This is a genomic window from Tundrisphaera lichenicola (assembly GCF_051175385.1).
GTDB classification, from domain to species: domain Bacteria; phylum Planctomycetota; class Planctomycetia; order Isosphaerales; family Isosphaeraceae; genus Tundrisphaera; species Tundrisphaera lichenicola.
In genome coordinates this window covers 113,759-135,733 of sequence record NZ_CP195107.1, presented here as the reverse complement: position 1 = coordinate 135,733, position 21,975 = coordinate 113,759, and the positions used below count along the sequence as shown (strand labels likewise).

General features: G+C 65.4%; 17 protein-coding genes. 16 read left to right on the top strand and 1 reads right to left on the bottom strand.

The window, feature by feature from the left end:
- The first annotated feature begins 143 nt into the window (after positions 1-143).
- From P12x_RS30160 to P12x_RS30140, 5 genes are all read left to right on the top strand, one after another.
- Positions 144-863 (top strand): sugar transferase, encoded by a 720-nt coding sequence (locus P12x_RS30160; RefSeq protein ID WP_435011799.1) that lies wholly within the window; start codon positions 144-146, stop codon positions 861-863.
- Positions 864-968: 105 nt separating this feature from the next.
- Positions 969-1,931: an exosortase-associated EpsI family protein gene (locus P12x_RS30155; RefSeq protein WP_435011798.1), complete on the top strand. Its 963-nt coding sequence runs from the start codon at positions 969-971 to the stop codon at positions 1,929-1,931.
- A gap of 532 nt (positions 1,932-2,463) precedes the next feature.
- The gene (locus P12x_RS30150; protein WP_435011797.1) at positions 2,464-3,054 is read left to right on the top strand and encodes a PEP-CTERM sorting domain-containing protein; all 591 of its coding nucleotides are present in this window, start codon (positions 2,464-2,466) and stop codon (positions 3,052-3,054) included.
- Between the two features lie 429 nt (positions 3,055-3,483).
- Positions 3,484-4,824, top strand: a complete 1,341-nt coding sequence (locus tag P12x_RS30145; RefSeq protein WP_435011796.1) for an IS110 family transposase — start codon at positions 3,484-3,486, stop codon at positions 4,822-4,824.
- Between the two features lie 507 nt (positions 4,825-5,331).
- Positions 5,332-5,943 carry a DUF4303 domain-containing protein gene (locus P12x_RS30140; protein ID WP_435011795.1) on the top strand — a complete coding sequence of 204 codons (612 nt, stop codon included), beginning with the start codon at positions 5,332-5,334 and terminating at the stop codon, positions 5,941-5,943.
- A gap of 32 nt (positions 5,944-5,975) precedes the next feature.
- On the opposite strand, the gene P12x_RS30135 is transcribed toward P12x_RS30140, so the two are convergent.
- The gene (locus P12x_RS30135) at positions 5,976-10,343 is read right to left on the bottom strand and encodes a tetratricopeptide repeat protein (protein ID WP_435011794.1); all 4,368 of its coding nucleotides are present in this window, start codon (positions 10,341-10,343) and stop codon (positions 5,976-5,978) included.
- Between the two features lie 416 nt (positions 10,344-10,759).
- Here P12x_RS30135 and P12x_RS30130 point away from each other — a divergent pair, with 416 nt between their 5' ends.
- From P12x_RS30130 to P12x_RS30080, 11 genes are all read left to right on the top strand, one after another.
- Entirely contained in the window at positions 10,760-13,093 is a 2,334-nt protein-coding gene (locus P12x_RS30130) for a polysaccharide biosynthesis tyrosine autokinase (RefSeq protein WP_435011793.1), read from the top strand.
- Positions 13,094-13,203: 110 nt separating this feature from the next.
- Positions 13,204-14,187: an exosortase/archaeosortase family protein gene (locus P12x_RS30125; RefSeq protein WP_435011792.1), complete on the top strand. Its 984-nt coding sequence runs from the start codon at positions 13,204-13,206 to the stop codon at positions 14,185-14,187.
- Entirely contained in the window at positions 14,184-14,999 is an 816-nt protein-coding gene (locus tag P12x_RS30120) for a WecB/TagA/CpsF family glycosyltransferase (RefSeq protein WP_435011791.1), read from the top strand. The genes P12x_RS30125 and P12x_RS30120 overlap by 4 nt, the downstream gene beginning before the upstream one ends.
- On the top strand, positions 14,996-16,093 hold the full coding sequence (locus P12x_RS30115; protein ID WP_435011790.1) for a hypothetical protein: 1,098 nt from the start codon (positions 14,996-14,998) through the stop codon (positions 16,091-16,093). Before P12x_RS30120 ends, P12x_RS30115 begins: the two co-directional genes overlap by 4 nt.
- Positions 16,094-16,110: 17 nt before the next feature.
- Positions 16,111-17,070 carry a glycosyltransferase family 2 protein gene (locus tag P12x_RS30110; RefSeq protein ID WP_435011789.1) on the top strand — a complete coding sequence of 320 codons (960 nt, stop codon included), beginning with the start codon at positions 16,111-16,113 and terminating at the stop codon, positions 17,068-17,070.
- Positions 17,067-17,678 carry a serine O-acetyltransferase gene (locus tag P12x_RS30105; RefSeq protein ID WP_435011788.1) on the top strand — a complete coding sequence of 204 codons (612 nt, stop codon included), beginning with the start codon at positions 17,067-17,069 and terminating at the stop codon, positions 17,676-17,678. Before P12x_RS30110 ends, P12x_RS30105 begins: the two co-directional genes overlap by 4 nt.
- Entirely contained in the window at positions 17,675-18,757 is a 1,083-nt protein-coding gene (locus P12x_RS30100; RefSeq protein ID WP_435011787.1) for a glycosyltransferase family 2 protein, read from the top strand. The genes P12x_RS30105 and P12x_RS30100 overlap by 4 nt, the downstream gene beginning before the upstream one ends.
- A complete protein-coding gene (locus P12x_RS30095; protein WP_435011907.1) occupies positions 18,751-19,296 on the top strand; it encodes a serine O-acetyltransferase in 546 nt (181 codons plus the stop codon). The genes P12x_RS30100 and P12x_RS30095 overlap by 7 nt, the downstream gene beginning before the upstream one ends.
- Entirely contained in the window at positions 19,296-20,342 is a 1,047-nt protein-coding gene (locus tag P12x_RS30090) for a Gfo/Idh/MocA family protein (protein WP_435011786.1), read from the top strand. Before P12x_RS30095 ends, P12x_RS30090 begins: the two co-directional genes overlap by 1 nt.
- The gene (locus P12x_RS30085) at positions 20,339-21,343 is read left to right on the top strand and encodes an NAD-dependent epimerase/dehydratase family protein (protein WP_435011785.1); all 1,005 of its coding nucleotides are present in this window, start codon (positions 20,339-20,341) and stop codon (positions 21,341-21,343) included. The genes P12x_RS30090 and P12x_RS30085 overlap by 4 nt, the downstream gene beginning before the upstream one ends.
- A complete protein-coding gene (locus P12x_RS30080) occupies positions 21,336-21,959 on the top strand; it encodes a D-glycero-alpha-D-manno-heptose-1,7-bisphosphate 7-phosphatase (RefSeq protein ID WP_435011784.1) in 624 nt (207 codons plus the stop codon). Before P12x_RS30085 ends, P12x_RS30080 begins: the two co-directional genes overlap by 8 nt.
- Positions 21,960-21,975: the final 16 nt, after the last annotated feature.

Genomic DNA, 21,975 nt, shown 5'->3' with positions numbered 1-21,975 from the left:
CGATCGCTAAGCTAAGCCATCGACCTCTCCCGGTCCTCTCGTACGCGGTCCCGACCGCCTACCCCGCCGGTGGTGTCCATTATCGGTCCTCGCTCTGCCGAGCCAGACACACCGCCAGGTCTCCTCCCGGAGAAGCCGTCCCAATGAGCACCCTCAGCCCGATGACCCTGACAACTTATGAGATCGCGCCCTCGCCTGGGAGTCGCCTCGCGGTCGAGCCTCGAATCGCGACGGCTCCCGCGCTGGCTACTCGATCGACGGTGAAGCGGGCCATGGATCTCGTCGGTGCGATCGGTGGGCTGATCTTCCTCGCACCGCTGTTGGCCCTGGTCGGCCTCCTGGTTCGGCTCGAATCGCGGGGTCCGATCCTGTTTCGCCAGCCGAGGGTGGGACTGAATGGTCGAATCTTTCTTTGTTGTAAATTTCGGACCATGGTCCCCGACGCCGAGCAACGGCTTCGCGACCTGGAGGCTCGGAACGAGAGCGCCGGCGGCGTGCTCTTCAAGATCAAGGATGACCCTCGGGTGACGTCCCTGGGGCGGTTTCTCCGGAAGACCAGCCTGGACGAGTTGCCGCAGCTCTGGAACGTCCTGATGGGGGATATGAGCCTGGTCGGTCCCCGGCCGCTCCAACTCCGCGACAGCGAGAAGCTGGCGGACGTCGATCACCGGGGTTACTCGCGACGCCTGACGGTGGTCCCTGGCATCACCGGGCCCTGGCAAGTGTCGGGTCGGAGCGATATTGATAGCCAGCAGATGCTCGGGCTCGATTTGAACTATGTTACGAATTGGACCCTGGCCGTCGATCTGCAAATCTTGATCAAGACAATTTCAGTCGTGATCGTCGGGAAAGGTGCTTGCTAATCACCTACGGTAAACGTGGAAGCGTCACGATCCCTCGCGATCCACGTATCTGGTCATCGGTCCTCGTCGCTGACCCCTACCGGTTTCCCCTGCGAGTCGAGCATCATGTCTTCCACTGAGGCGATCGCCCCGCCAGTCGCCGATGACAAAGTGCTGTCTCCCTACCGCCGTCGACGATCCACGATCCTGTGGATGTCGGCAGGTTGCGTCCTGCTGCTGATCTCGGGATTGGCGAGGGCGGTCCAGGATCGGAGACACGAGGTCGAGTCGAGCATCACGGAAACCTGCCCATTTCCGCTGAAGGATATCCCGACCACGCTCGGCGGGTGGAAGATCCAGGAAGGGGGCGAACGAACGCTCGATTCGCTGACGATGCGGATCACCGGCGCCAGCGATTATGTCATGCGAACCTACGTCGATGAGTTGACCGGCGTTTCGCTGGTCGTCCTCGTCTTGTTCGGGCCGGCTGGTCCGGTCATCCCCCACACCCCCGAGGTCTGCTACCCCTCCAGTGGTTATGTCCTGTCCGGCGATTCCGCCGACCGGGAGATCAAGCTGAGTGAGACCGAGACGGATGGTCGCCCCAAGTGCAAGTTCCGATCAGCGATCTACTCGAAAGGCGACAGTGGCCTCTTGAATCTTCGAGAAGGCGTCTATTACTCGTTCCGTTTAGGCGGAGTTTGGTCTCCCAGCTTCGGGTCGAATCGAAAGTTTCCTCGGCGCAATCCGGGGATCTTCAAGATTCAGGTACAACGTAGAGTCGCGGACGGCGAACGACTTCAACCCGATGATCCGATCGAGCAATTCCTCTCTCATCTCATCCCAGCGATCGAGCATGAAATCGATGAGGCGAGCCGAGCGGACAAGGCCTCAAAAACGGATGCCCGTACCTCGAGGGTTCGAACTGATCGAGAAGAGCGTTTCCTCTCGTCCGCGCGCAAGCCCCTTGGGGTCGACGATTTCCCGGATGCGGACTCGCTCGGCCGTGCTGTTTCCGCCCCCGAAGAGCGTTTGAACGACCACGGATATGACTCCGATCATCAAAACTATCACGATGACCGGCGATAGGTAGAGAACCAGAATCGTACGGAGCGCGACTCGAACCAGCCCTCCCAGGTCGCTCTTCCCCGAACGCACCTCGACCGACTCGGAATTCTCCGCGTGACCGATCATCGAGCGGACTCCTCGGCATCGAATGAGTCTTTGCTTCAGCTACGTCGGATGGGGTCGATTTGCTAGTCTTAAGGTCTGTTCGGATCCGTGTAAAGCCCACATCGCCTTATTATAACGTCCAACTACAGAAGTTGTCTCTACGGACTTGACGGTCGCAAAAATTTCCCCCAAGTCGTTGCGGTGCCTTTATGTTGAAAAAAATCGACTTACCTCTGTCAAAGAACTTTGCTGGACCGAGGACCTGAACAGATTTGTCCCGTCTAGGTGTTTTTTGATTGACTATGTCTGATTATGACTCCACCATGACATTCGTCTCAATTCAGCGACTCGCCGAATGCTGGAAACCCTTTAAAGGGCGGGAGTTTGGTCGGCCAAAGAAGGCCGAGCTACCCCATAATTCTTCTCGGTCCATTTCACAGGAGTACTAATGCGACACGGCCTCACGAACACGATCCGCTTCCTACTCGCTGGCCTGGTTGTGCTGGCGGGTACCTCGGCCGCCCAGGCCGCTTCGGTGTCCGGCTCGCAGGCCATCAGCGTAGGCTCGACGACGATGAACACCACCAGCGTTGGCTCCGCTTCGGTCTTCAACTTCTCGGGTCTGACCGCTTCTTCTCCCAGCGATGGCGACTTCGCCTCCAACGTCGCGGGCGGCACCTCGGTCGGCACGGGTCCCTTCACCCTGACGCTTGCGCCGACCTCGTTCACCTTCGGGAACGCCGCGTTCGGCACGTTCGTGGCGACGGCGATCACCTCGGATTTCGCCCTCGGTTCCTTCCGTAACATCGAGCTGATCGGGACCTTCACCGGTGGCACCCTGTTCCCGGGCAAGGGCGACTCCGCCCCGGCCGTCCTGGCCATCGGGCTGACCCAGGTGGGTGGCGCGGGCCGACCGGTCTCGGGTTCGTTCACCCTGGCCGTCGCTCCGGTGGTCCCCGAGCCCGCCAGCCTGGTCATGCTGGGCCTTGGCCTGGCCGGCGTCGTCGGCGCCAGCCGGCTCCGTCGCAAAGCGGCCTGAACTCGGCCACTTCGCGAGCCTGGTCTCGATCGGCTATAATCGTAGATTGAATCATCCCCGATGCCTGTTACTTCGAGAGAAGCTAACAGTCATCGGGTTTTTTATTATCGGGTATGAACGTTAGCAGGGCGGTGACCAAACACCGCTCCTCCCGCTTGCAACGTCCTGGCACTCCGGCTTATATCTAGGGATACCGGATTCGGGACGGGGTGAAGCGGATACGATCGAATGCCGTCCGGGCATGGGGCGGGCCGTTCACCTCGGGGCCGGTCGATGATAGATATGGGCTTCGAGCCCGGTTTTTTAACTGACCACCCCGCGGCCCACCCGGTTGAGCCACGAGCTCGAAGAGGTAAGTGCCGTTCGGCCCACTTGGCTCGCTCCCGCGAGCTGCACCCGCCCACGCCCGGTCTCGACGGAGGCATGGCAATGGATCGATACGTCGGCCTCGACCTCCACAAGCAGTTCATCGAAGTCTGCGCCCTCGATGACAAGGGCAAGGTCGCCTACCGCGGCCGCACCGGCTGCCTGCGACAGGAGCTGGAGGCGTTCGCCCGGGCCCAGCTCACCAAGACCGACCACATCGCCCTGGAGGCCACCACCAACACCTGGGCCGTCGTCAACGTCCTCCGCCCCTTCGTGGCCCGCGTCGTCGTCGGCAACCCGCTCAAGACTCGCGCCATCGCCGAGGCCAAGGTCAAGACCGACAAGGTCAACGCCGAGGTCCTCGCCCAGCTCCTACGCTGCGACTACCTGCCCACCGTCTGGCAGCCCGACCAGGACACCCAGCAACTCCGCGGCCTGCTCACCCACCGCGCCGCCTTGATGACCCAGAGGTCGCGGGCCAAGAACCGCGTCCAGTGCCTGCTCGCTCGCCTGCTGCTTCAGCCCCCCTGCAAGGTCCTCTGGACCAAGACCGGGATGGCCTGGCTGAAGGCCCTCGACCTGCCCGCCCATGCTCGACTGGCCCGCGACAGCGAGCTCAGGCAGATCGCCCTGATCGACGGCGAGCTCGCCGAGATCGACAAGGAATTGGCCGAGTCCGCTCGGAAAGAGAAGCGGGTCCAGCTCCTGATGACCATCCCCGGGGTGAACTACGTGGTCGCCCTGGGTCTGCTCTCGGCGCTGGGCGACATCGGCCGATTCCGCGATGGCGACCACGCCGCCAGCTACCTGGGGCTAGTCCCCTCGACGAGGCAGTCGGGCCGCAAGTGCTACCACGGGCCGATCACCAAGTCGGGCAGCCCCCAGGCCCGCGGCCTGCTGACCCAGGCGGCCCAGCACGCCAGCCGCCACCCCGGCCCGATCGGGGCGTTCTTCCGCCGGCTCTCCAAGCGGAAGAGCCGCGCGGTAGCGATCACGGCGGTGGCCCGCAAGCTGGTGACGATCGCCTACCTGATGCTCAAGAACAACGAGCCGTACCGCTACGCCAGGCCGGAGCTGATGCGCGAGAAGTTCGCCAAGCTCCAGGGGGCCGGCACGCAGGCGGCTGAGGGAACACAGGCATCGCCCCGGGCCAAGGCCGGATCGGGCCTGGCGGAGGTCTACCGGTCGGCCCAACTGCCTCCCGTGACGGCGCCTGAGAGCCTGCCCGCCGGCGAGCGTCGGATGCTCGCGGAGCGAGAACTAGGGGATTTCGTCCGGGGGCTGTACCAGGGGAAGTCGGCCGATTCTGGAGCAGAGCCGGCCGAGGATCGAGGCCGGAAGAAGGGCGAGCAAGAGCCAGCGAACTCAGGCGAGACTGGCCGCCCGGCGGGGCGGCGGAAATGAGATCTTCTTTTAGATATCAGGAGTAGGATTGTGTTGATTGGTTGGGGCGCATCGTCTCTCGTCCCGTGACCGCCGGGGCGTGGGCGGCATCGATCCCCGGGGGCTCTGCCCCCGCACCCCCGGGATTTTCCGAGGCATGGCTCCGGTGTCCGAAGCGGGCTGGAAGGACAAGCGACCCCTGGACGACCGGGGCCGGCCAGGGGCCTCGTGCGCCTCGGCGCACCGTCGGCCCGGTTATTCCTCGTCCGGTTGCGTCCCCGCAGAGCCTGACTCCGCTTCACCGAGCCGCGTCATTGTAACAAATCCGCCGTCGAACCACGGGCAACACTTGACACGTTCAGAGGTATGTATCGGTGGGCTGGTCCTTCCTTCCGATCCTCTGCCTGATGGCATCGCGGTCCGCTTGTCTTGAGAGGTATTAAGCGAGGGGCAAGATCGCATAAAACGCCCAGGGAACTCTCCTCTTGACGTCCAGGGCCGGATTCGATTCAGGCGGAGCAGGCATCTATGGATCGACCGACCTTCTTCTCCATTCTACGGGGTGCCACTGCAGATGCGCTTGCCGAGTTTCGTCGGCATGCCCCCGATGAGACTCCATATGCACTGGCCATCATTGCTGGTCCCTGCGGCGCCTACCTCGGTTATGCCGTCGCCACCGAGGAAAAGTTGCACCGCGTGGCTGACGAATACTATGCCGCAGGATACCGCTGTCGGGGAAAGGCGCGGGAGAAGTCCGACAACCTGGAGCAGCTCGCCACATGGCTACGATGGGCCAATCCGGACGATAGCTGGTACTTCGGCGACTTCGCCGACGACCTTGGCATCGGTGATGGGCTTGCCCATCTGGTTCGGGGTGGGGAATTCGGCGAAGACGCCGAGGATCTAGAGCCGTTCTGCGTCGAAGTTCTTTCCGCACTCCAAGAAGACCCGAAATGGTCGGCGACCGCCGCCGGTCTGCGGGTCATCGTCGGTGTTACATCCGGAGAAGAACCTCGAGACTTCCTCCGGACGGCGACACGAGCCAATGAGTATGATGTCGTGCTGAAGTTATGGACCGAATTCGGTCGGGGCGAGGAACTCTCCTCCTGGATCTCATCGCCCCGATCGGAGAACGCCTAGTCTTTTTATCCGCGACCACCCCGGCTCATTGATCAGAGCGACATGAGTGAAGTCATCTCAGCCCGCTCGGTCAGGTCGAGTTCTTTCGGTGAAATTCCGGCTCGGCGGGCCTCGTCCCGGTATTGCCGGAATTCCTGGTCGCGATTGGCCTTTCGATAGGCCCGAGCGAGATGGTAGAGGACGACCGAGGAAGGCTGCTCGGCCGCGGAATCCTTCAGATCTTCGATCGCCCTGTCGAGGCGTCCGAGCCTGGTCAGGACCACGCCTCGGGTGTCCAGGACCCAGAACACCCGACCCTGGCGGGCGATAATCTCGTCGAGCAGGGGGAGGGCCTCTTCGGGGCGTCCCAGGCCTTCGGATAGTGCCCAGGCCAGGTTGTTGGAACAGAGGGGATCGCCGGGCTGGATCGTCAGGGCTTTGCGGTAGAGTTGAACCTCGTCCTCGAATCGGCCCTGGGCGTGGCGGATCATGGCGGCCATTTTCAGGACCGCGAAATCGAACGGGTGATTGGCCAGGATTTCATCCACGATCGAGGCGGCTCTTGTCATGACGGCGGTGTCGACATCGCGTGCCGTGGCGACCTCCATGGCGACCTCGGCCGCACCTCGTTGATCTTCGGGAAGTTTCGCCTCGACGCTCGCCCGGCAGACATCAAGCGCTTCGCCGAGTTGCCCCCGACGCGCCAGGATCCGCCCCAGCATCCAAGAGGCGCTGGGGCGAAATCCGGTGACGACCTGACCGATGTTCTCCGCTTCATCAAGCGCGGTCGGATCCATCGCGGAGATGGAATCGAAAGCGGCGCGGGCGAACCGTTCGGATTCCGGCCGGGAGGCCTGATCGCGGACGGCCTTCACCAGGGCCTTGGCGGCGTCCCCGGGACCGGCGGATTCGCGGATGCATCGGACCCGATATTCGGGAGCATTCGCGTCGCTCGGATCGATCGATTCCAGGCGAGCAACCTGGCGGAGCGCCTCGGGAATATTCCTCGTCCCGAGAAGACATTCGATGTAAAGGCCGATGGCCTCAGGAGTTTCCGAAGCGGTTGCGAGGATCGCGGCAACCTCTCGAGCACGATCGGGCTGGCCGGATTCCAGGAGCAGACGGGTCAGGAAGGTGCGTCCCACGATCGCGAGGGAACTCTTGGCAGAGCTGTCTTCGACGAGGTTTTGCAGTATCTCGACGGCTCGAGCTTTGACGGCTGGTTCGGTAGCTCGAGACATGACCATCCCGCGTGCCAGCCGATCGGCGGGCAGGTCTCCGGGCGATGCTTCGACGCCAATCAGGCGTTCGGCCTCGTTCCACGTCTCGGGCTGGGAAGCCAACAGGACCGCGAGTTCCTGGACGGCCTCCCGGTTCTTCGGTTCAAGCTTGAGGACCGCCTCGAGCTGGGTCGCTGCCGATTTGACCTCGCCTCCTTCCTTGAAGTAACGGGCGGCCGTCATCAGGAGAGCGATGTCATCCGGCTTGCGGGCGATCGCGTTCTGGAAGGCCAGGTCTGCCGCCTTCCGGTCGCCGGCGGCCCAACGGAGCTGGGCTTCGGCGAGCTCTTTCTCCTCAGGTTTGACGAGCGCCATGACCTGCTCGATCGTCGCGGCGACCTCGGCCTCCTTGCCGTGGCGAGCCAGGCCTCGGATCAACTCGGCCCAGGGCTGTATGGCCGTCGGCTGACGCTCGGCGGCCCCGCGGAGGACGGCTTCGGAGCGATCACGTCGACCGAGATTTTCGAGCATCCGGGATTGCCATGCCGGAGAGGTCCGAATGCCTCCGCCATCCTGGAATGCCTGATTGAGGAAACGGTTGGCGGCTTCAGTATTCCCCGCCCGGTAGGAGGCGGCGGCCGAAAGTCGTTCGACCTGGGAAGGGGGCACCGAGTCCTTGAGCCGTTCCAGGTCGTCGAACTGGCCGAGCCTTGTCAGGAGCTCGACCAGTCGTGGGAGTGCCGCCTGGGCACCGCCTTGCAAGGCCTTTTCGTAGGCGATCCGGGCCTGGACGGGGTTGTTGAGCTGCTCCATGACCCTCCCCCTGAGGAGATGGGCTGCGGGCATCTCTGGGGCGTCTTTCAGAACTTCCTCGACGAGCCGATTCGCCTCGTCCAGCCCGGGGTCGCTGGTCGGGGCGTCGAGAGCGTTTGAGGTCCGCTCCCAGAGGAGCTGCTGGGCCCGGCTGAGTCGCCAGGCGATGTCCTCCGGCCCGTCGATCGACCGAAGTGCTTCGACGGTAGCTCGGAGGGTCGCCTCATCGCCGACGGCTTCGGCCAGGTCGAGCAAGGCGAGCCGGGGCCGTGGGTCTTCCGGGAGGAGCCGGCCCCACTCGGTGAAGGCGGACCGGGCGCCGGCAAGGTCGCCTCGGGATGCATCGAGTCGGCCCAGGGCCTCCCAGACTTCCGGTCGATCTCCGACGGGAACTTTCCCGGTGACACTCTCCAGGAGATCGCGGGCCTCGCGGCCTCGGCCTTGGTCCAGGAGGAGTTGGGCTCGGGCGATCCAGATCGATGCCCGGTTGCCGACGGCCTCGGGCTTCGAGGCTCGTTCGAGGACCTTCGACGCCTCGCCGGGTCGTCCGGCCCGATTGAGGGCCTCGGCCAGCGTGATCCACATGAGGGAATTCTTGGGGATCGAGGCGACACCCTTTTCGAGTAACGCAATCGCTTCGCCGATGTTATTGCTCAGGGCGAGCCGGTAGGCCTGGTTCAGCAGGAGTGGTGCATTCATCCCCATCGACTTGGTGGCCCGAGCCATGGCCTGGTCGAATTCCCGCCAGGATTGCTGTGGCCGGCCGGCCTCTCGACGGAGCAGGGCGGTGATCAGTGCAATCTGCAGGGTCGGGTCGGTGGCATCGACCTGCAGCCCTCGTTCGATCTCCCGGATCGCGTCGGCGTTATTGCCCAGGAGTCGGGCCGCGGCGATCCGGGCTTCGGACAGGTTGGAGTCGACCTGGTTGGCCCGCCGGTATGCCTGCAGCGCCTTGCCTCGGTCCGAGATGGCCTCGTAGCAACGACCCAGGCTCAGAGACGCCATGCCCAGATACAAGTTGGAGAGCTCGTCCTCGACCGCTTCCAGGATGGAGATGGCGCGGGTCGGTCGGCCAGTCCGCTCTTCGAGTTCCGCCTGGAGTAGCCGATGGAGTGGATCATTCTCGCTGGTCAGGCGGCGATACTGGAGGATTAGAGGGCGTGCCGAGGCCACATTTCCCATTCGAAGGAACGCGTGGGCCAGCCACCAGGTCAGATCGGCGTCGGTGCCGTCGACGGTCATCAGGCCCTGTCGCCAGCCGAGGATGGCATCCTCGGGTCGCTCATCGTTGAAGTCGATCATGCCTCGCATGACCTGGATGCGAAGGTCATTCTGGAGCGTCTTGGGGATCGCGTCGAGGTGCTTTCGGGCTTCGCTGCCGTTGCCCCGGGCGAGCTCCTCGTCGGCCGCGGTCAGACGGACCACGAGGTCGGATGGGGCCAGGCGGATCGCCTCTTCGAGTTCGGCCGCGGCCCGTTCGGGGCGACGCGTCTTTCGGAAGAATCGGAACCGCGTCAGGCGGACCTCGTGGGATCCTGGGCGGGCCTCGACCAGCCCGTCGAGGATCGCCTCGCCCTGGGCCGGATCGTCCCGACGATCGAGGTAGATCCGGGCCAGCTGCTCGGCGGCGATCGAGTCGCCCGGGTCGCCTCGGAGGGCCTTCTGGTATTCTCGGATCGCCTCGTCGAGGGCCTCGGGATTTCCGGGGGCCGCCATCCCCTCCAGGGCCCCGGCCAGCAGTCGGTGATCGCCGGGTTTGGAATCCTTGTTTTCCTGGTCCGTCTTGATCTTCTCGCCATTTTCGCCGGGTTCAAACTTGTAGATCAAATTCTCGGCGATCGTCTTGGCCGCTTGATATTTCTGATTGAAGACCGCCTCCTTCGCCTTGGTCCGTGATTGTGCGTTCTCGGCGTAGGCCTGGAGCTGGGCGGCGGATTTGATGTAGAGTTCGATCAGCCGCCGACGGGTCTCCTGGCGTTCCGGTGCGTCGGGATCCCTCCGAAGGAGCTTGTCATTGATCCTGGCGGCGGCTTCGAATTCGTCGATATTTCGGGCGGCCTGGGCGGTGATTCGGGCTTGCTGTTCCAGGACCTTCATGTCCTCGGGATGGGCATCGAGATAGCGGGCCAGGTTGCGGATCGCCAGGTCGATCTTGCCTTCCTTCTCGAAAGTGGCGGCGGTTTCGAGGACCTGCTCGCGGACTTTTTCATCATTGTTACGAACCGCGATCGCGTAGATGATCCCCGAGAGGACCACGGCCGCGACCAGCCCACCGACGGCCTTCACGTTCAGATGGAAGATCCGATCGGTCCGCTCTCGGGGCGGACGGGGGCCGCTTCCCGGGCCTTCGCCCGGCGTTGCCCCTTCGGTCGGTTTCTGATCTTTCACGTGCGGATCTCGGTCGGGGGGGGCGGGATTCGGCCGACTTGTCGCCCATTGCGGAATCGGGTCCGGTTGATCCCAGGATAGCCGGAATCGGTCGGGGCCTGTCAAGCGAGCTCGGGGCCCGGGGCACAGCCGGGGGTTTTTCTACTTTTTAGGATGGGGGGTGTTGTGCGCGGGAAACATTAAGGTGATGTGGCGAGGTCGTCATGGATTTTTATGTTGACCCTGCACGCTCCCGATCCGTAAATTGAAGCGGGTTTCCCCGCGCGGACGATGCCGGGGTCGCCGACGCGACCGCCCGGGGTCGCGATGCCCCAGGGCCGGGGCCTCCGGCCCGTTCGGCCCTCCAGGCCCACGTCCCACCCACCCCGCGGCACGCGTCACTCACGACTCGATCATTCGCGGAAAGAGCACCAACCATGGATACCTTCGATACACCCCGCTCGTCCGTCCCGGCCCGGATGGCGTCCCAGCGCCCGATCGTCCCGGTGACGATCCGGAATTCGGGCGGACTGCCGGAGGTGGCGACGGCCTCGCCGCTGTCTGTCCGGGTCGCGGTCCGGGGGGTCCGTCGTTACTGGTGGCTCGTCCTGATGCTCTGGGTGGTCGGCTCGGCCGGCGTTTGCGCGGCGGTGTACAAGCTCGTCAAGCCTAAGTATAAGGCGGTCAGCCTGATCCAGGTCTCCGAGATGGCCGACGACCTCTATGGGGTCCGCGGTAACAACGAGCAATTGACGACTTTCCTGAATACGCAGGTCCAGCTGATCAAGAGCCCCGGGGTCCTTCAGGCGGCGGCGGCCAGCCCCAAGGCGGCCGTCCTGCCGAAGATCCAGATGGCTACCGATGTGGTGATCGAGCTGTCGACCGATATCACGGCTCGGGTTGTGCCCACGACTTCGCTGATCGAGGTCTCGATGACATCGGGAGAGGCCTTCGAGGCGGCCATCCTGGTCAATGCCGTGGTCAACGCCTTCATGAATAGCAACAAGTTGTTGGCGAATGCCGACAAGACGACCCAGATCGAGGCGCTCCAAGAGTATAAGAAAGGCCTCGAGGAGAAGTCGGCAGCCATCGAGGCGAAATGGCGGTCCCTGGTTGGCAAGGGGAATGCCGACCCGCAGGTCGTGATCCGGGATCAAGTGAACGAAGAATCGGCGCGTGGCGAGGGGGACAATCCCCAGCGGACGATCACGCTGGATATCTTCCGCGAGGTCCAGCATGAACTCTTCGTGGTCTCGATGGATCTGGCCGAGGCGACCGCCCAGATGGAGGCCATGAAGGCGGCCATCGAGAATGCCCGTAATGCTCCGACTCCGACGCCCGAAGTTGACGAAGGCCTGATTGCCGAGCAGGTCGAGGCCCGTTTTCGCGATGATCGCGATGTGATTGCCCTGGCCCATCAGATGATGGAGGCGCGCGAGAAACGGGATCAGATCGGACGGACCACCCGGATGCCCGGCGACCCGGCCGAACGGAAGGCCCATGAGAATCTCAAGCGTCTCGAGGCCCGGTACGAACGGCTCTGGGAGCTCAAGTCCCGCCAAATTCGCGAGGAGATCCTGGCCGCGGTCGGCGGTAAAAGGCCATTCGAATCGGCCGAGAGCGATCTTCGCGCCGCCATCTCCAAGGTTGATTTGCTGAAGATCAAACAACAGACCTTGCAGACTCAGTTCGATCGGCTTGAAGTCAAGAATAAGGACCAGGCCGCGGATACGGTCAGCATCGCGATGGTCCTGGAAGAGAGGGCGAGCCTCAGGGCGATGCAGGAGGCGGTCAATCGCCGGATCGAACAGTTCACGTTCGAGTCGAAAGGAGAGGCCCGAATCTCGGTGGTCGACGAGGCTCAACCTCCGGGCAAGCCTTTCTCGAACAACCAGAAAAAGTTCATGGCGATCACTCCGGTGGGCATCCTGGGGGCCGTCCTGGGACTGGTCGTCTTGCTGGAGGTCCGATCGGCCCGAGTCGCCGACCCCGATGTCCTCTCCACGAAGATTCGACAGGAAGTCTTCGCGATCGCCCCGCTGCCCGATCTCCGCGCAGGCGAGGACGGCAACGACGAGAAGTCGGAGCAACGGCTGGCCCGGTTCGTCCAGAGCCTGGATCATCTCCGGGTGGCGCTCTGCGAGGGGGGCCTGTCCGGCGAGGGTCGCTGCGTGATGATCACCAGCGCCACCGGAGGTGAGGGCAAGACGACACTGGCGGCCCACCTGGCCGCCCGATGCGCCAACGCAAGGACCTCGACCCTCCTTATCGACGCCGACATGCGACGGGCCTCGCTGGGCCGCCTGCTCGACGTCCCGCCCGGCCCGGGTCTGGCCGATGTCCTGGCCGGTGATGTGGCCTTCGAGGACGCGACGATCACGGTCCAGGCCGGCGGATTTCACTTCCTCTCGGCCGGGATCACCGGAAGAGACCCCAGCCGGGTCCTGAAGTCGACCCGGCTCAGCGAGCTGCTCGGTCGGCTCCGCCAGCAGTATGACCTGGTGATCATCGACACGCCGCCGATCCTCCCGGTGGCCGACGCCCTGATCATCGGACGGTGGGCCGACGGCGCCGTCATGGCCGCCCGTTTCGACGCCAGCCGGATGCCGCTGGTCGAGCGTGCCAATCGCCAACTCGCCACCGCCGGAATCCCCGTGCTGGGAGTCGTCGTCAATGGCGTCAAGGGGCAGCACGCGGCCTATGGTAATTACGCGTACAGCTACAACTACAACGGGCCAGCCGATCGGTCCACCCCGGCCGTGACGTCCTGACCGTCGAGTCACGCGACCGCGTCCGACGGCGTCTTACCCGTGATGAAGCTGATGTTGGATCGGCCCAGGGCCGGGCCTTCCCCCAGGAAGCCGAGTGACGGCCAATCCCCATGAATCCTGATCCCAATCGAGTCGAAGCCTCGCCGGTCGCCGCCCCCGGGCCGGCGGCCCCCCTGATCAACTGGAAGGCGGCCCGCCCGCTCGACGTGGCGGCCGTGCTCGCCGTGGCCGCCGCGGTGGGCTGGTCTTACTCGCCGAATCTGGCATCGCTTATCCAGACCTGGAACCGCGAGCCGGATTATTCGCACGGGTTCCTGGTCCTGCCGATCGCCCTGGTGATCCTCTGGAAGACCTGGCCGACCGATCCCGAGTCGGCCCCCCGGCCCTGGCTCGCGGGCTGGTCGCTCGTCATCGTGTCGCTCTTGGCCCGCGCGTTCTTCCATGAGCGGGGCCAGAACTGGTCGGAGTCGGCCACGCTCTTGCCGGTGGTCGCCGGGCTCGGGCTGGCCGGGCTGGGCTGGCGATGTTTCCTGAGGACCTGGCCGGCGTTCGCGTTCCTGATCTTCCTCTTCCCACTCCCGCCCCAGATCAATTCGGCCCTCTCCCAGCCGCTTCAGTCGTTGGCGACGACCAGCTCGTGTGCGCTCTTGAAGTTGACCGGACTCTGGGTGATGCCCGAAGGGAATGTGATCCAGGTCGGCAACGAGCGTCTCGAAGTCGCCGCGGCCTGCAATGGGCTGTCGATGCTGATGAGCCTGGCGGCCACGGTCGCGGCCACGGCCAGCCTGGTGCCGATGTCGAACTGGAAACGGGTGATCCTGCTGCCCAGCATCATCCCGATCGCCCTGGCCAGCAACGTCTTGAGGATCACGGCGACGGCCTGGTGCTATCACCGGTTCGGGGCCGAGGTCGGGAGCAAGTACGCCCACGACGCGGCCGGATGGCTGATGATGCCGACGGCCATGCTCCTGGTCGGCCTGGAGCTGGCGATCATGTCGTGGCTGGTGGTCGAGTCGGAGACGGCCGGCATTCGAGGGGAACGCATCCTCCTGAAGCGGGCCACGGGTTCTTCGGCCCTTGAGGGCCGATCATGACCGGACCGGCCTGGGTCTGGGGGCTTCCCCTGGCCCCCATGACCCGCACCGAGGCGGCCGAGGCCGTGATGCGGCTGATCGATCGCGGGCAGCCCTCGTTCTTCATCACGGCCAATACCCAGTACGCCATGCTGACGGCGGAGCGGCCCGAGCTTCGCGAGGTGAACGACCGGGCCGCCTTCCTCCTGGCCGATGGGGCCCCGCTGGTCTGGGCCTCGCGTCGAGGTCCGGTCCCGCTCCCGGAGCGGGTGGCCGGCTCGGACCTGATCTACGACCTTGCCGAGCAGGCGTCGAAGATGGGGCATCGGATCTTCCTGCTGGGAGGGGCCGATGGGATCGCCGACGAGGCGGCCCGGCGGCTCCAGGCCCGCTATCCGGGACTGATCGTCGCGGGGACCGCCTGCCCGGCGTCCGGCACGCTCTCGGGCGAGGGGCTCCGATCGCTGATCGAGCAGGTCCGCGAGGCCCGGCCCGATCTCCTGATGGTGGCCCTGGGGCAGCCCAAGGGGGAACTCTGGCTGGCCGAGCACTTCGAGGAGCTGGGCGTACCCGTCTCGGTCCAGGTCGGCGCGACGCTCGACTTCGTCGCCGGGAAGGTCCAGCGGGCCCCCCGAGCGATCCAGAAGATCGGCATGGAATGGGCCTTCCGGATCTACACCGATCCGGTCCGGCTGGCCCCCCGGTATGCCCGAAATGCTCGGTTTCTGCTCATACGGGTCGCGGGCGAGCTGATGGGCCGAAGGCCCGGACCCGCCGAGGAAATCGCGGGCCCCTCGATGGCCGGCCAGGGAGGGGGAGGAGCCTCGTCATGAGCATCGACAAGAAGGGCCTGTTGCTCCAGCTCCTCTTCGGCCGATGGCGTCGATCTTGCCCGTTCGAGGATGGATACACGATCCTCCTCCCCTCGCCGATGGACATGCCGTTCCTCCTGCGCTATGCGCTGGAGGGGCTCCTTCGGATGGACACCACGCATTGCCGGCAGATCCTGATCGTCCCCGATGGTCAGGGGCACGACCGAGGCCGGGCCCTGGCCGAGGTGGCCGGGTCGTTCTCCGACCCCCGGATCGAGTTGGTCCGGCTCCGCCCCCTCGACTACAAGATCATCCGGTCGATGAAGCCGCCGGGCTCGGCGGCAACGCACTGGATGGCCGTGGTCAACGGGATCCTGCATGCCCGGGGGGCTCACGCCTTCCTCCACGACGCCGACGCCTTCTTCCTGGAATCCGGCGGCCTGGAGCGACAGTATCGCGAGTGCCTGGATCGGGGGATGTTCACGCTCGGGGTGACCCCTCGGAACGATCCCGACTTCCTCCGGCTCGGCTATCAGATCCCCGGGACCTGGGAGCTGATGTTCTCGAACCGATGGGCTCGATCTCGATCCCCGTACCAGCTCAAGGGTCGTCGCCGTTCGACCGATCGGGGCGAGATCCTCTTCGACAGCATGCTCTATCCGCAGTTTATCGACTACCCGACCGGCAAGGTCGGCGTGATGGCCGAGCCCCCCAAGTTCGTCCACTTCAACGGGACCATCTTCACCTACCGCCTCTTCCGCGACCGGAAGGGCGGGTCCGTGGTCGATGAGCTGTTCCGAATCCTCCTGCTGGCGATCCTCGAAGAGCTGGTGCCATCGAAGGATGGTACCCGCGTCGTCCCCCGCGTGGACGAGCTGGCGGCGGGGCTGACCGACCCATCGGCCACGGTCACCTATGGGACCCGGGTCGCGGTCCAGGAGTACCCGATCTTCCGGTCGATGATCGAGGAGATGTGCCGGGCGCCCATCATGGAAGGGGAGAGGGCGGCCCGGATCGTGGAGTTGATCCGCCCCTTCGACGACCATTTCGCGGCACACAAAGCCGACCCGACCCTCGGGTCGCTGGTCGGCCACCGGACCGCGGGCCTCGGTTGAGGGTAGGATTGGGCTCGATGAACCTCCTGATCGTCATCGTCAACTACCGATCGGCCGACCTGACCGTCGACTGCCTCCGCTCGCTCGAGTCCGAAGTCGCAGGTCGACCGGGTTCGCGGGTCGTGGTGGTCGAGAATGCCTCGGGCGACGACTCGGCGGAACGCCTGAACTCGGCGATCCGGGATTATGGCTGGGATCCCTGGGTCTCGCTGGTTTCATCGCCCCGGAATGGCGGCTTCGCGGCGGGCAACAACGTGGCACTCGCCCCGGCCCTGTCGTCCGACGACCCTCCCGAATTGATCTGGCTGCTCAACCCCGATACCATGGTCCGCCCCGGGGCAATGGGAGCCCTGGTCGACTTCCTGGCCCGGCATCCCGAGGTCGGCCTGGCCGGGAGCCGGCTGGAACATCTCGATGGGAAACCCCAGAATTCGGCGTTCCGGTTCCCCTCAGTCTACTCGGAACTGGAGGGTGGGCTGCGATTCGGGCCGGTCTCGAAGGTGCTCGACCGGCACGTCCTGATGCCGCCAGTCTCCGAAGTAGAAGGGCCGGTCGACTGGGTGGCCGGGGCCAGCCTGATGGTCCGCCGCGAGGTCTTCGAGGCCGTCGGGCTGCTCGACGATGGCTATTTCATGTACTTCGAGGAGGTCGACTTCTGCCTCCGGGCGAACCGGGCGGGCTGGCCTTGCTGGTATGTCCCCGGTTCCAGGGTCATCCACCTCGTCGGCCAGAGTTCGGGAGTGACCCAGGATGGGAAGCATCAAAAACGAAGACCTCGCTACTGGTTCGAGGCCCGTCGCCGCTATTTCCTCAAGAACCAGGGCCGCCTCCGGACGATCTCGGCCGATCTGATGTATGCTCTGGCCTTCGCCACTTTCCGGGTCCGCCGGGCGATCCAGCGAAAACCGGACATGGACCCCCAGTGGATGCTCTGGGACTTCATCCGCTACAACTTCCTCACGGTGAGCAAGCGATGACCAGCGCCGCCGATGGGACCATCGCCCCCCCGAATGCCGAACCTACCGAATTGAATCGGGGCGACCGGAACCTCAACCCTCCGGGGATCAGTTTCCTGGGGTTGCTCCGCGAGGATCTCGCCAACCACGGCGGGACGATCTTCGAGCAAGGATTCTGGGCCGTGGCCGTCCACCGGTTCGGCAACTGGCGGATGGATCGGCCCAAGCTCATCCGGGCCCCCCTGACGATCCTCTATCGCCTGATGTACTTGTTCGTCGAGTGCGCCGCGGGGATCTCGCTGCCATACACGATCCGGCTGGGGCGAAGGGTCCGGATCTGGCACCACAGCGGGATTATCCTGCACGCCCGGTCGATCGGCGACGACGTCCACATCCGACAGAACACGACCATGGGGATCGCCAACATGGACCGGCATCTCGACCTGCCGATCATCGGCAATCGGGTCGACATCGGCTGCGGGGTCTGCATCCTCGGGGCGGTGACGTTGGGCGACGACTGCAAGATCGGCGCGAATGCGGTGGTCCTCTCCGACATCCCCGCCGGCTCGACGGCCGTGGGGATGCCGGCCAGGGTCGTCCGACGCTCCTCGCCGGGAGGTCCCTCTTGAACGAACTGGGCGTGGTGGCGATCGGCCGGAACGAGGGGGAGCGGCTCCGGCGGTGCCTCCGGTCGCTCGACGGCCGCGGGGTGGCCTACGTCTACGTGGATTCGGGCTCTACAGACGGCAGCGTCGACCTGGCCCGATCGATGGGGGCCGAGGTCGTCGAGCTGGACATGTCCCGGCCGTTCTCGGCCGCCCGGGCCCGGAATGCCGGTTTCGATCGGCTCAAGGAGGTCGTCCCGGGGCTCCGGTTCGTGATGTTCCTCGACGGCGACTGCGAGGTCGCCGAGGGCTGGCTCGAACGGGCCAGGCAGGAGCTGGAGGCTCGACCCCGGGCGGCGGTCGTCTGCGGTCGACGCCGCGAGATGTTCCCCGAGCAGTCGGTCTACAACCGCCTGGCCGACCTGGAATGGGACACCCCGATCGGCGAGTCGATCGCCTGCGGGGGCGACTCGGTCATGAGGGCCGAGGCGTTCGAGGCCGTCGGCGGGTTCGACCCCACGGCCATCGCCGGCGAGGAGCCCGAGCTTTGCCAGAGGCTCCGACGGGACGGCTGGAGTATCTGGCGGGTCGACGCCGAGATGACCCGGCATGACCTGGCCATGACCCGGTTCCGCCAGTGGTGGCGGCGGAATTATCGGAGCGGATACAACGGGCTCGACATCCTCACCCGGTTCCCCGGCGAGGATCGATTGTTCGTCGGAGAGCTGAAACGGGCGAGGACCTGGGGCCTCGGCTGGCCGATCGCCGTGATCTTCGGCGAGCTTGCGGGAGAGGTGGTCGGCCTGGTCTGGGGGATCCCGGCCCTTGGCCCGCTGATGGCCGGCCTGGTCGCGCTGGCCTTGCCGCTCCAGATGGCCCGGCTGGCCTTCAAGATCCGCAAGCGGGTCGACGGGCCACGGACCGCGATCGCTTACGGCGTCCTGACCATGATCGCCAAGTGGGCCAACCTGGCCGGGCAGTTCGGTTATATCCTCGACCGTCGGCGAGGTCGGATGGCCCGATTGATCGAGTACAACGCCCCGGCCCAGGGGCAGGGGGCCTCGGCCCGCTCGAACGTCACCCCGGCGGACGCCCGATCATGAGCGACCCCGACTGGGAGGCCGACCTGGCCCGATACCCCCGGCGACCCTGGCTCAAGGAACAATCGATCTGGGCGATCGCCGTCTATCGGTTTGGCCGGCGGGTCGACCGGCGGAAGCCCGGCCTCCGGCGGTCGATCCTCGATCGTTGGTACTGGCTCGCGTTTCGGTTCACCGAGACCTTGACCGGCATCAGCATCCCCAAGTCGGTCCCGGTCGGCCCCGGCCTGAAGATCTGGCATTTTGGTAACATTTTCGTCCACGCCGACTCGGTCATCGGTGCCCGGTGCACGCTCCGTCATGGGGTGACGATCGGCAACCGCACGAACGACGGCCCCGCACCGATCCTCGAGGACGATGTCGAGCTAGGAGCCTATGCCCAGATCCTCGGCGGGGTCCGGGTGGGTCGGGGGGCCAAGGTCGGTGCGATGAGCGTGGTCCTCCGCGATGTACCCGCCGGGGCCGTCGCGGTGGGAAACCCGGCTCGGATCATCGATCGATCCGGCTCCGGTCCCGAGCAACCCGAAGGGTCATCGACCTGATGAAAGCTGCCTTGATCGGCGCCGGGCACATCGCCCGGCAACACCTGGCCTGCCTCCGCGAACTCCCCAATGTCGAACTGGCGGGGGTCTGCGACCTGTCGAGGGCGATGGCCGAGTCGGCCGCCGAACGCTACGGCGTGGCCGGCTGGTACACCGACCATCGAGCCATGCTCGATCAGGTCCGGCCCGACGTGGTTCACGTGACCACGCCGCCGACCTCGCACTATCCCCTGGCGATGGATGCGCTCGATGCCGGTGCCCACGTCATCCTGGAAAAGCCGGCCACGGTCACGTTCGAGCAGCTCGAAGGCCTGATCGCTCACGCCAAGGACCGCGGGAAGTCGCTGGTCGAGGATTACAACTACCTCTACAACGGGGCGACCCGGAAGATCCTGGACCTGATCGACCTGGGCGAGTTCGGCGAGGTGACCCACGTCGAGGTCTTCCTCTGCCTCGACATCGCGGGCGAAGGTTCGGCCTTCGCCGATCCCAACGCCCCGCACCCCTGCCTCTCGATGCCCGGCGGGGCGATCGCCGACTTCCTGACGCACCTGGCTTGCCTGTCCCACAAGTTCATCGGGCCTCATCGGAAGGTCAGCACGAGCTGGTCGAAGCGATCGGAAGGGCCCTTGCCGTGGGACGAGCTTCGGGCCCTGGTCGTGGCCGATCGGGGGACGGCCAGCCTCAACTTCAGCGCCCACAGTCAGCCCGACGCCTTCTGGCTCCGGGTCTACGGGACCAAGATGCAAGCGACCGCCGACCTGTTCGAGACCCGGCTCTCGATCCGACGTGTCCGGGGCGGCCCCAAGCCGCTCCGCCCCCTGTTCAACAGCCTGGACGAGGCCAAGGCCGTCCGGGGCTCGGCGTACGGGACGCTCCGCCGGAAACTTGATGGCGGCCCGGGGGCTTACGAAGGGCTCTGGGCCTTGCTGGGCGAGACCTATCGGGCGCTGGGTTCGGGGCGGGAGCCGGAGATCTCGCCCCGGCAGGTCGTCGAGGTCAATCGCCTGGTCGCCGACCTCACCGCGACGGAGTTCCAGCTTTGAAGGTCCTCATCACCGGAGCCAATGGCTTCCTCGGTCGGCATGTCGTCGACGAATTCTTGAAGCGAGGCCAACAGGTCCGCGCCCTGGTCCGCCCCGCCGCCAGGATCGACGGGCTGGGATGGCCCGACTCGGTCGAGATCTTCCGGGCCGATCTCCGGGCCTCGCGCGACCTGCCTTCCGCGTTCGAGGGGATCGACGCGGTGGTCCACCTGGCCGCCGGGGTCAAGGGGTCGGAGGACGCCCAGTTCGCCGCCTCGGTGGTCGGGACCGAGCGGCTCCTGGAGGCGATGGCCAGGACCGAGACGAGACGGCTGGTCCTGGCCAGCAGCTTCTCGGTCTACGACTGGAGCGAGATCCGAGGAGAGCTGACCGAGGAATCTCCGGTCGAGCCGTCGAGCGACCTCTACGACCGCGACGGCTACGCGGTGGCCAAGGTCTGGCAGGAGCGGGTGGCTCGCCGCCTGGCCGAGGAGAACGGCTGGGATTTGACGGTCCTCCGCCCTGGGTTCATCTGGGGCCGGGGGAACGAATATCTGGCCGGCCTCGGCCAGCAATTCGGCTCGACCCACCTGGTGTTCGGCCCATCGACCCGGCTCCCGCTGACCCACGTCGAGAACTGCGCCCACTGCTTCGCCGAGGCCACGGTGAACCCGAAGGCCATCGGCCAGACCTTTAACGTCGTCGACGACATCGGCCCGACGATCTCGGCCTATCTCAAGGATTATCTCAAAGGGACCGGCGAGCGGGGCAGGGCGGTCCCGATCCCCTACGGCCTGGCCTTCCCGGGCGTCCGGATGGCCCGATGGATCAGCAAGAGCCTGTTCCGGGGCAAGGGGAAGCTGCCCAGTCTCCTGGTCCCCAGCCGGTTCGAGGCACGTTTCAAACCGCTTCGCTTCGACAACCGGAAGCTCCGCGAGGTCCTCGGCTGGGCCCCGCCGCTCGGGCAGGCCGAGCGATTCCGGCGGACCTATGGGCCGGTCGAGGCGGCGATCGATGAATAATCCGGCAGCTGGAGCGATCATGAGGGCCGAATCCTCGAAGCCCGGGACCCGACCGGCAATCTTCCTCGACCGCGACGGGACGGTGATCGAGCATGTCCACTACCTGTCGGACCCCGACAAGGTCCGGTTGATCCCGGGCGTCGCCGATTCGCTCCGGCGGCTCCGCGACGCGGGCTATGCCCTGGTGATCGTCACCAACCAGTCGGCCATCGGACGGGGGATGATCACGGTGGAGCAACTCGGTTTGGTCAACGATGAGATGAGTCGCCAACTCGCCATCGAAGGCCTGAAGCTGGACGGGATCTATTATTGCTCCGAGGCCCCCGTTGGCGACGATCGTCTCGAAACCAGCCATGTCGACCGCAAGCCGGGGCCGGGGATGCTCCTCCGGGCGTCGAGCGACCTGGGCCTCGACACCGCCTCCTCGTGGATGATCGGCGACATGATCAGCGATGTCCTGGCCGGGATCAACGCCGGCTGCAAGGGGAATTTGATGGTCCGGACCGGCAAGGTCCTCCCCGAGGCCGAGGCCTCGAAAGCCGACGGCTACCGGGTCGTGGCGGACCTCCCCGCCGCCGCCGATGTTATCCTGGGCGCGTCGGCCGGGCCTGCCTGACGAGATCCTCGATCCT

Coding starts and splice junctions, on each gene's coding strand:
- P12x_RS30110 (WP_435011789.1), top strand. CDS start 16,111: ATGAACCTCCTGATCGTCATCGTCAACTACCGATCGGCCGACCTGACC.
- P12x_RS30125 (WP_435011792.1), top strand. CDS start 13,204: ATGAATCCTGATCCCAATCGAGTCGAAGCCTCGCCGGTCGCCGCCCCC.
- P12x_RS30140 (WP_435011795.1), top strand. CDS start 5,332: ATGGATCGACCGACCTTCTTCTCCATTCTACGGGGTGCCACTGCAGAT.
- P12x_RS30115 (WP_435011790.1), top strand. CDS start 14,996: ATGAGCATCGACAAGAAGGGCCTGTTGCTCCAGCTCCTCTTCGGCCGA.
- P12x_RS30120 (WP_435011791.1), top strand. CDS start 14,184: ATGACCGGACCGGCCTGGGTCTGGGGGCTTCCCCTGGCCCCCATGACC.
- P12x_RS30130 (WP_435011793.1), top strand. CDS start 10,760: ATGGATACCTTCGATACACCCCGCTCGTCCGTCCCGGCCCGGATGGCG.
- P12x_RS30105 (WP_435011788.1), top strand. CDS start 17,067: ATGACCAGCGCCGCCGATGGGACCATCGCCCCCCCGAATGCCGAACCT.
- P12x_RS30090 (WP_435011786.1), top strand. CDS start 19,296: ATGAAAGCTGCCTTGATCGGCGCCGGGCACATCGCCCGGCAACACCTG.
- P12x_RS30155 (WP_435011798.1), top strand. CDS start 969: ATGTCTTCCACTGAGGCGATCGCCCCGCCAGTCGCCGATGACAAAGTG.
- P12x_RS30080 (WP_435011784.1), top strand. CDS start 21,336: ATGAATAATCCGGCAGCTGGAGCGATCATGAGGGCCGAATCCTCGAAG.
- P12x_RS30150 (WP_435011797.1), top strand. CDS start 2,464: ATGCGACACGGCCTCACGAACACGATCCGCTTCCTACTCGCTGGCCTG.
- P12x_RS30160 (WP_435011799.1), top strand. CDS start 144: ATGAGCACCCTCAGCCCGATGACCCTGACAACTTATGAGATCGCGCCC.
- P12x_RS30145 (WP_435011796.1), top strand. CDS start 3,484: ATGGATCGATACGTCGGCCTCGACCTCCACAAGCAGTTCATCGAAGTC.